Source organism: Limnoraphis robusta CS-951, assembly GCF_000972705.2.
Window position 1 is genome coordinate 1 of record NZ_LATL02000331.1, and the last position, 10,334, is coordinate 10,334.

General features: G+C 36.3%; 5 protein-coding genes and 3 pseudogenes. All 8 read right to left on the bottom strand.

The genetic code is table 11. From position 1 onward, the window contains the following. Positions 1-1,817: 1,817 nt before the first annotated feature. Positions 1,818-2,801 (bottom strand): glycosyltransferase family 2 protein, encoded by a 984-nt coding sequence (locus WN50_RS27660; protein WP_046281913.1) that lies wholly within the window; start codon positions 2,799-2,801, stop codon positions 1,818-1,820. A gap of 61 nt (positions 2,802-2,862) precedes the next feature. Beyond that, complete coding sequence (locus WN50_RS27665) at positions 2,863-3,864, bottom strand: glycosyltransferase family 2 protein (protein ID WP_053221610.1); 1,002 nt, start codon at positions 3,862-3,864, stop codon at positions 2,863-2,865. Positions 3,865-3,925: 61 nt separating this feature from the next. Next, positions 3,926-4,882 carry a glycosyltransferase family 2 protein gene (locus WN50_RS27670; RefSeq protein WP_049561025.1) on the bottom strand — a complete coding sequence of 319 codons (957 nt, stop codon included), beginning with the start codon at positions 4,880-4,882 and terminating at the stop codon, positions 3,926-3,928. Positions 4,883-5,377: 495 nt separating this feature from the next. Next, positions 5,378-6,105: pseudogene (locus tag WN50_RS37875) on the bottom strand (glycosyltransferase family 2 protein); the annotation flags it as partial. A gap of 222 nt (positions 6,106-6,327) precedes the next feature. Beyond that, positions 6,328-7,386: ABC transporter ATP-binding protein (locus WN50_RS27690; protein ID WP_152964948.1), on the bottom strand; the 1,059-nt coding region annotated here is incomplete at its 5' end. Position 7,387: 1 nt separating this feature from the next. Further along, positions 7,388-7,822: pseudogene (locus WN50_RS37880) on the bottom strand (ABC transporter transmembrane domain-containing protein); the annotation flags it as partial. Between the two features lie 27 nt (positions 7,823-7,849). Beyond that, positions 7,850-8,597 (bottom strand): annotated as a pseudogene (locus tag WN50_RS34925) (ABC transporter transmembrane domain-containing protein); the annotation flags it as partial. 286 nt (positions 8,598-8,883) lie between these two features. Further along, a partial coding sequence (locus tag WN50_RS27705) for a polysaccharide biosynthesis tyrosine autokinase (RefSeq protein ID WP_049561390.1) occupies positions 8,884-10,334 on the bottom strand: 1,451 nt, incomplete at its 5' end.

Below are 10,334 nucleotides of genomic sequence, written 5' to 3' on the forward strand. Positions count from 1 at the left end.
TGTGATTCCATTGTTTTCCTGTTGAATAGAGTTTGACTTTATGACTCATTATTTGATGTGAAGCTGTTTTAAAAATTGACTTGAATCAATTAAGATGCTTTGCGACGAAAATGTGCTTTTACTGAAGATTGATTCCCTAACTTGCTTGTACGAATGTGGCCGCTAATAGCTATAATTTTTCCTTCAAAAAAACTCCGAAAATATTTATGGGAAGCAATGGTTATTCCTAGAAATCCCCAAAAAACCATACCAATTATACCTGTAGTTACGATATTTAGAGGAATCTGAGCAAAAGTTCCCAAAGCAATCGCACGACTAACACTGGCAAAGGTATCAAATTTTCCTTCAGGCGATTGAAGAATCTTAAAGAAAAGCAATAATATTCCTCCGAAATAGGGTATCATTCCTAACCAGCCAAAGGAGAAAAGTAAAGGTAAAATTCCACTATCTCGACCTCCAATGCTCTGATGTTTAATTGTATACCCTAATCCTTTTCCCATCGATTCTGAAAGAGCTAACCCAATTAATTCATTATAGCCTCTCGTCCGATCTTGATAGCTTCCATCTGTTTTTGTGTTTGAAAAAGACTCAATTCTAGAATTGATTACTGTTGAAAATGGCTCAATAGTTGTTAAGGGAATAACAAACAGTAAGCCAATAGTAATTGTAATTATAAGGCGCATTTGTAAATTCGATTTAAGAGAAGGAAAGAAAAGCAATAAACCTGCTATCCAACTTAACCAAGCTGAACGGGCTAAAGACAGAAGAAAAGAGAGATAACCTAATGCGGCTGCGGGAAAACGTAGANCTGTTGAAAATGGCTCAATAGTTGTTAAGGGAATAACAAACAGTAAGCCAATAGTAATTGTAATTATAAGGCGCATTTGTAAATTCGATTTAAGAGAAGGAAAGAAAAGCAATAAACCTGCTATCCAACTTAACCAAGCTGAACGGGCTAAAGACAGAAGAAAAGAGAGATAACCTAATGCGGCTGCGGGAAAACGTAGACTTCCTTTTTGGCTAAATAATAGCAATAAACCAGCAACCATAACTCCTGCAAAAGCTTGGGGTGCATTCAGGGTACTCCAGACTCGAATTCCTAAAGGTTCAGGGTTTCCAAAGGAGACTACAGAGGCGTTTCTTAGCCAGAACCGATCCCATTCAGGAGCCACTAAATATTGCCAAACTCCATAACTTCCCATAACTAAAACACCCCAAAAAAATGTGCGTTGTATATTTTGGCGATACTGAGGATATTCTCTCCAATTAACAAATAGATGAAAAGAAAAAAGTAAAGGAGCCATCCATCCAAGAAAATCAATCACTGCTCCTTTGATGGGATTTTGAATAATTCCAATGAGAAAGCTATAGAATATGCTAAAAAAACAAAGGATAAAAGGAATACCTCCTCTTTGAATGGATTGCGGAAAATATTTTAAAAATGAAATACCGGAAATAAAAGTAACAAGAAGTGGTGAAAGGAGAATCGGACTCGGTTCTGTAAAGCTACTTTGGTAATCAACTAAGCGACGTATTAATGGGGTAAGAAACCACACCCACCAAGTAAAACCAATATAGAGTAAAGGATATCGTAAATAAAGCAATAAACCTACGGCAAAACATCCAGTCGGAAAAAATAAATTCATTATTTTAGCGGCGGCTAGGATACAGACAAACGATATGAAAACCAAACTCAGTATTGCAGTCCAAGCGAGTGCAGGCTGTAGCCTAAATCTAACATTTGTCGCTGAGAGATGACCCTGAACTTTCTGTTCATTATTAATCATAATTTTTTCCTCTCTAAAATTAGCTATTATTTAAATACTTTCTGATTGATTCATTCCGATTAAGGATTTTTCAGGATTTAGGTTGTTTGCAGTATTTTTCCAGGTTTGCCATGCTTGTTGATGTCCTTGTAATGCAGCTTGCCATTTTTTCCAGACTAAGCCTTTTTGCTGAGGTAAAAATCTTAAACATTGTACCAATCCAAATCGACTTCTTGTTCCTATAAATACCGCCCAAATTAAATAAATTGTTATTCGTAAAGGTTGTAAATATTCTAACAAAGCCAATGTTTCATTGTGAACTTCATAAGTATAAATGGTGGGATTAAATCCCTCTCGACGATTGTCATCAAATTGTTGTCCGGGATAGTGATCGACTGCAACTTTTGGGTCATATATTAATATCCAACCTGCTTTTTTAAGCTGCACAGAAAAAGCTAAATCATTGCGCCCCTGTGCGCCTTTGCCTTTGAGGCGTTCATCAAATCGATGTTCCCCAATGGTGCTACGTCGATAGCTCATGTTTGCGCCTTTCAGCCAGTCTACTGAACGGGCTTCACCTACTCCTAAATTATGATGGGGAATGACTCGCCCAAACCACTGAATTTGACCAACATTTTGTTTAGGATTATCTTCTAACTTTCCATTGCGATACGTCCAGTCTCTCCCACCAACACCAGCAATTTTGGGGTTAGAAATGAAGTGAGTTTCTATGCGTTCTAACCAGTCAAAATGAGGAATTGCATCATCATCAGTAATGGCGATAATATCTCCTTGAGCGGCTTCTAAGCCGAGGTTGAGAGCGGCGACTTGTCCGGGAGCGATCGCCGTTAGGATTCGTAGGGGTAAATCCTCTTGATTAAAAGAGCGGAAAAATGCCCAAGTTTCAGTATCAATATCACGCACAACGACTAATATTTCATCGACTTGTCGAGTTTGTTTTTTCAAGCCCTCCAGACAATTTGCTAAGTCTTGAGGACGTCGGTAGGTAGGAATGAGAACAGTAATTGTCATCATGGGTGGTATTTAGGAGAGTCGTTAGACTTTGCAGGTAGTAATCATTTTAAATGAGTTGACTTTATACTTTGATGGAATTGAGTTGCAAAAAATATTTCAGTTCTTGACCTGTAAACACATATTTAAAATCTTTCAAAAACTTAAACAAAACTCCAGCAATATAAAATTTAAAAATCGGATAAAATAAGCGATATATTTTCGAGTAACTGGGTTCAAAATCTTGATCTAAAGACCTAACTTTATACAATATTTGAGTATAGTTTGAGTAACCTAAATAGGAACACCAGTAAGTTATCAAAGTAAAGTAGGAACGAGCCAAAGCTTTTCGATACTTCAAGGATAATCGATGGGAATCAGCTAACTTTTTTTCTGTTTTTGCCATAATCAACAAGTTCTGCTCTAGCCATCTGGCTTTGTTTGACGTAGAAACAGTAATATTCCCATATTTTCGATGTATTGAGTAGCAACCAGGTTGATAAAAAATTTTAGCGTTTTTTAGGGCTATTGATATAAAAAAATCTCTATCTTGTCCGCTTTTAATATTCTCATCCCATCCCTGACTATTAGCAACAACAGCTCTTCTAAAAAGTGGAACAATAGTGGTAAGCCAAGGGTATTGACCGGAAATCAAAAATTCTAGAAAATCTTCATGGGGGCCACAAATATTAATCTCACTCAGTGAAATTTTTCCTTTGGGTAAGTGATATTGAAATCTCCAATCTCCATAAACAACATCTGCTCCTGTTTCTTCTAAGTAATAAACTTGCTTTTCTATTTTTTCAGGTAATATATAGTCATCCGCATCTAAATATTGAATATATTTGCCTTTAGAAAGTGCAAACCCTCGATTTCTAGCGTAGTTTCCGCCTCTATTTTTTCCCGTTTCCCAAATCAGCTTATCTCCATAGCTTTTGATAATTTCTAGGGAGTTATCGGTTGAACCATCGTCAATAACAATAATTTCAATTGGAGAATAGGTTTGCTGAAGACAGCTATCAATAGCTTCTCTTAGCCATTTTTCTGCATTATAACAGGGGATAATAATAGATACTGAATCTTTCATTTTAACTGTTCTCCTTCAATCGGCTGAGGCTTGGCAAGAATGGGTCAGGATGTAAACATTTTTAGGTTTGAGGATTTTGTTCAACTTTCAATTTTTTCTGGATTCTTTTAAAGGCTTTTGTTTGAGCAAAGTCAAGCCTCATATTATTAAGTGCATACTGAGGAGAACTATAATACGCTGAAAGAACAGAGCATACTAACCAGTCTACAAAATACTTGCGCCGGAAAAATAAACTGGCAAAGTTCGTATTCAGTTCTGCATAGATTCGATTTAGAGACACCGTTTTATGATTTTCATCAAGCAATGGATAAAATTTATGAATTCGATCAATTCGACTTTTCTTTCTGCTTCTTAAATTTTTAGCATCGGTCATTTGACCTTCATTGTGTACCCGTCGGATTACACTAAACTGTTCTGAAAAGAGGGGTGAATAACCTTTTAAAAGACAGCGAATATATAAATCAGTATCGGAACCTAATTTTAAGTTTTCATCAAAAAAACCAACTTTATAAAAAATTTCGATAGGAAAAATAACGGATGAAGGTGTCAGAATAAAAGTCTCAATCAATAAATGATGGATGGGTGATGTATAGGTTTTTAGATCTGGTTTTTGAATCTCCACTTTTTTTCGATTGTTCATCACATACCAGCTAACTAGATGACTGACACAAAAACATCTTTCTTTCCCTTCTAAAGCTAAAATCTGGGATGATAAATAATTCGTCTCCCAAAGATCGTCAGAGTCAAGAAAGGCAATATATTGTCCTTTGGCTTGACTTATTCCTAGATTACGAGCAGTAGGACATCCTACATTTTGTTCGAGACTTATTAAATGAATATTGGGATACTCTTGGAGTATAAATTTTGAAGTTCCATCTTGGGAGTTATCATCAACAACAATAACTTCTATGTTTCCCTGGTAATCTTGGGAAAATACGCTAGTTAAGGCTTCTTTAAGCATTGGAAGACGATTGTAAGTTGGAATGATGACCGAAATCTCAATGTGATTTTTAATCATAGTTTTTTGGGTCTGATCATTTGAGTCTGATACGTCTAAACATTTTCTCGAAAATCTTCATTTTATGCTCAAAATTGGTCTGATTTTGCTATGAAGACGAGAGAAACGATTGAATAATATTTCTTTAAATTCATTTTTTATGTTAGAGAAAGCATAGTTAAGAGAAGTATAATCAGCTAGTTTTTTGGAATATTTCAAGGACTTAAAAATCTTTTTTTGCTTGAGATACAACCGGGAATACTTTTGATACACATCAGCATAAAGTTGATTTTGCGAAACCTTGAAGTCACCTTTCAGTGAAATGATGGGATAATTTTTTTGAATCATAAATAACCGATTTTGTATTCTCTCCTCTTGATTTTTGACATCTGTTGACTGTCCTTGGTTATGTTTACGTTGAATGGCTAGAGGTTGATTGGTAAAAACAGGAGTATAGTCTGCTATTAAACATCGAGCATAAAAGTCCGCATCCTCACCTCGCTTAATTCTTTCATNTCACCTTTCAGTGAAATGATGGGATAATTTTTTTGAATCATAAATAACCGATTTTGTATTCTCTCCTCTTGATTTTTGACATCTGTTGACTGTCCTTGGTTATGTTTACGTTGAATGGCTAGAGGTTGATTGGTAAAAACAGGAGTATAGTCTGCTATTAAACATCGAGCATAAAAGTCCGCATCCTCACCTCGCTTAATTCTTTCATCAAATAAACCAACCTCTTGCAACACTTGACGAGGAAAAACAACACAGGAGGGAATGTGAATAAAGTTTCCAACCATCAAATGATGAAGGGGTGAATTATATTTTTCTAAGTCAGGCTTCAATACTCGAATCTGTTTTTCATTGTTTACAGTATTCCACACCAAAATATTACTCACAGTGAAACATTTCTCTTGACCCTCTAAGGCGGAAATTTGGATTTTGAGATAATCTTTTTCCCAAAGATCATCGGAATCTAGAAAAGCTATATATCTACCCTTCGCTATAGATAAAGCCTGATTTCGTGCCGCAGCAACTCCAACATTTTGCTTGAGGCTGAGCAAGTGAACTTGTGGATACTTCTGACTAACCATTTCAGAGGTTTTGTCTTGAGAATTGTCATCAACCACAATAACTTCAACAACTTCATCAAATTGCTGAGAAAAAACACTGTCTAGTGCCTCTTGTAGCATTAAAATTCGATTGTAAGTTGGAATAATAACTGACACACATGGATATTTCATTGAATAACCTCCATTTTAGCTAACTTGACTTATATCATGTTGCATTTGATGATATTTCCAAAGTTTTCCACGCTGTTCTAATAGATCTTGATAACCTCCTTGTTCAATAATTTTGCCTTGCTCCAGTACCACAACTTTATCAGCCCGAACAATTGTAGACAAGCGATGAGCGATCGCAATCACTGTTCGACCNCATGGATATTTCATTGAATAACCTCCATTTTAGCTAACTTGACTTATATCATGTTGCATTTGATGATATTTCCAAAGTTTTCCACGCTGTTCTAATAGATCTTGATAACCTCCTTGTTCAATAATTTTGCCTTGCTCCAGTACCACAACTTTATCAGCCCGAACAATTGTAGACAAGCGATGAGCGATCGCAATCACTGTTCGACCCACAGAAAGTTTTTCCATTGATTCTTGAATTAATCGCTCTGATACTGAGTCTAAAGCACTGGTTGCTTCATCCAAAATTAGTATATCTGGATCACGTAAAATAGCGCGTGCGATCGCAATTCGCTGACGTTGACCTCCTGATAATCGTACACCTCGATCTCCTAAGATTGTATCCATCCCTTGGGGGAGTTCTTGAATAAAATCTAAAGCATTCGCAAAACGAGCCGCTTCTACGACTGCTTCTTCTTCTACATTTTCTAAGGCATAAGCAATATTATCTCGAACTGAAGTATTGAAGATAAAGGTATCTTGACTGACAACCGCCATTCTTCGACGCAAAGAGTATACATCAAATTCTCGAAGATCTAAATCATCAATTAAAATTTGACCTTGAGTGACATCATAAAAGCGGGGAATCAAGTTTGCTAATGTTGTTTTTCCGGCTCCCGATGCTCCCACCAAAGCTGTCATTTCACCTCGTTTAATGATCAAATTAATATCATGTAAAATCACATCTTCCTGATCGTACCCAAAACTGACGGATTGAAATACTATTTTTTGTTGTAAGTGAGTATAGGGAGAAGTCCCATTTTTGAGGTAAGTTTTGTTATCCGTTCTCAGCAGTTCATTGATATTGTTAATTGAACCTTGGAAGCTACTGATTTGTGTCCGAGCGCCATTAAGCTGACGAGTAATCGGTATTAAACGAAATAAAATAAAGATAAAGGTGAGTAAAGAAGCTATTTTGAGCTGCTCTGTTGGAATTAAAAAGGCAAAAGAAAAGAGCAACATTCCAATCAAAATTATGGTTGCTACGGCTTCAGAAATCGGAACAACTGAAGCACTAAAAACAAAAGACTTATTATCAGATTTCAGTAAATTNGCCATTAAGCTGACGAGTAATCGGTATTAAACGAAATAAAATAAAGATAAAGGTGAGTAAAGAAGCTATTTTGAGCTGCTCTGTTGGAATTAAAAAGGCAAAAGAAAAGAGCAACATTCCAATCAAAATTATGGTTGCTACGGCTTCAGAAATCGGAACAACTGAAGCACTAAAAACAAAAGACTTATTATCAGATTTCAGTAAATTTTCACTCGCTTTATAGAAGCGTTGGCGCTCAAAATTTTCAGCCGCCGAAGCCTGAACTGTATTAATCCCATTGATAAATTCAATGGCAATTGAAGTATACCAACCTCTAGCTTTAGTTCTCTCAAAGCTTATTTCTCGGACTTTTTTAATCAGTGTTGATACACCGATAGTCAGCAAGGTAAACAATAAGATAGAAAGAATGGTAAGCTGCAAAGATAGCAACATCATAGAAACAACATAGACTAATAATGTTGNAAGCCTGAACTGTATTAATCCCATTGATAAATTCAATGGCAATTGAAGTATACCAACCTCTAGCTTTAGTTCTCTCAAAGCTTATTTCTCGGACTTTTTTAATCAGTGTTGATACACCGATAGTCAGCAAGGTAAACAATAAGATAGAAAGAATGGTAAGCTGCAAAGATAGCAACATCATAGAAACAACATAGACTAATAATGTTGATCCTCTAACTAGCATAAAAGAAAACAGCGAAAAAGCTTGCATGAGCTGTCCTATTTCGGCTGTTATGCTGTTAATTAATTCTCCCGATCTAACTTTTGTAAAGTAGCTTAAACTGAGACTTTGAAACTGTTCAAATAGACGGACTCTTAACTGATAAGCCAAATAACTTTGAGTAAGTCCACTGTAAACTTCGCTCAAGTAGGTCATACCCGTTCGCAGCAAAGTGACAATCAAAATCAGAATAGATATCCGATAAATTCGCTCATTTGCTGATGCTTTGACTCCAAGTATCCAAACGTCAAACCAGTCAATCCCTGTTTGAATAGGTTGGTAATCTGGCTCAGTGAGACTTTGTAAGAATGTTAACAGAAATCCAACTCCAAACCCTTCAAAAATAGCAGCCAGGAAGGTAAACAGCAATGCTAATAAAGCGATATTTGACACAGACTTCAATTCTTGAAAAATTAAATAATTATCTTTCCAAAACTGTGTTTTTTTAAAAACATTTTTTAGGTAATAAGGGAATTTAAATAACATCATAATTTAATGATTAGTCAATTAAGTTGGAACAACAGAGAATCAGAAAACTATCCGAAAAGATTAAAACCTTGATCGGCTTTAATTTTGCGTGTAATCTCGAAAATCGATAGCAGATTTGTCTGAGCGAACTAAATAATTGCCATTTCGTTCACTGTAAGTTATAGAACTATTTTTAGAATGAGTTGCTCCATTAGCGACGATTCCAATTACTTTTAATTGATTGAGCATNAGTTGGAACAACAGAGAATCAGAAAACTATCCGAAAAGATTAAAACCTTGATCGGCTTTAATTTTGCGTGTAATCTCGAAAATCGATAGCAGATTTGTCTGAGCGAACTAAATAATTGCCATTTCGTTCACTGTAAGTTATAGAACTATTTTTAGAATGAGTTGCTCCATTAGCGACGATTCCAATTACTTTTAATTGATTGAGCATTGCGATTGCTTGATTCAGTTCAGACTGAGTAATTTGTTCAATCCGTTCAACCATGACAACTCCATCACAGAAGGATGCTGTTTCCAGCACATCTACTGTTCCGAGAATTGGAGAGGTATCTAATAAAACGAGATCGTAATTTATTTCAAAAATTTTCATTAGCTTCCGCATCTTATTAGAACTCAAAAGCTTAACTGGATCATCAGGAATTGGCCCTCCTGTTAAGACATCAATACTCAAACCTAGTGGGGAGATTTGATGCAAATAAGGCGCAGAAACTTCACTGGACAAAAATGTTGATAATCCTTGTTCATTCGGCAGATTAAGTTGTTCATGGAGCGCCGGAGAACGTAAGTTTGCATCAATCAGTAAAACCCTTTGATGTAAGCGAGCTGCACTCAAGGCTAAACCCAAAACTAAAGTTGATTTACCTGCCTCATTTAATGCGGAGGTTACTAACAGCGATTTGACGGGATTGGGAGAAGTTAAAAGCTGAATATTCTTATAAATTAGGTCAAGAGCTTCTCGAAAAGGCAGCCAATAAATGGTTTGTAAAATTACAGAATAAGCCGGAGAAGATCTACGGAAGGATAGATTTAAAATCGAAGTGTTGGCTTGAGCCTGCGGAATTTTAGGGATAATTCCTAACAAGGGTAAAGTGACCTTTTGTTTGAGTTCATCAGAACTATGAACGGTATCGTCTAAGCTTTCTCGCAAGAAAGCAACAATTCCTCCCAGGAATAATCCCAAAACTCCACCCAAAGCTAGATTTTTTTTCAGGCTGGGTGCAATTTGTTCACCCAACTGAGGAGGTTCTACAACTTGCCAGCTAAAGCCTCCCCGAGTAATTTCCAGACTCAGATCCTGTCTTTTTTCCAATAACTGATTAATCGTCATTCGCTGAATTTCGACTTCCGGCTGTAAGCGGTTATAATTAGCAATGACACTGGGAAACCGATTCAATTTAGCGCGTAGTTCTTCTTCTGTTTCAGCTAAACTTTGGACACGAGCTTGTAAAGTTTGCAACTCCGTTTGAGTTTCAGCCAGTTGACGGACTAACATTTGATCGATTTCACTAAGCTGCCCTGTTTTGAGTATGTCTTCCGCCGTCACATTCAGTTCTGCTGGAATTTCTCCTAAAATTCTAACTATTTCTTGCCTCAATAATGCTAGCAAACTTTGACGTTGTTCAAGTGACTTTTGAACTTCTGGGTCTGCATCAGTAAAAATTGTTCGTTGTTGAGCTAAAAGGATTTCTGTTTGTTGAAGTTGATTCAGTAACTCTTGATAACGAGAAGATT

Excerpts from the sequence above, each read along its gene's own strand:
- WN50_RS27660 (WP_046281913.1), bottom strand. The coding sequence starts at position 2,801 with ATGATGACAATTACTGTTCTCATTCCTACCTACCGACGTCCTCAAGAC.
- WN50_RS27665 (WP_053221610.1), bottom strand. The coding sequence starts at position 3,864 with ATGAAAGATTCAGTATCTATTATTATCCCCTGTTATAATGCAGAAAAA.
- WN50_RS27670 (WP_049561025.1), bottom strand. The coding sequence starts at position 4,882 with ATGATTAAAAATCACATTGAGATTTCGGTCATCATTCCAACTTACAAT.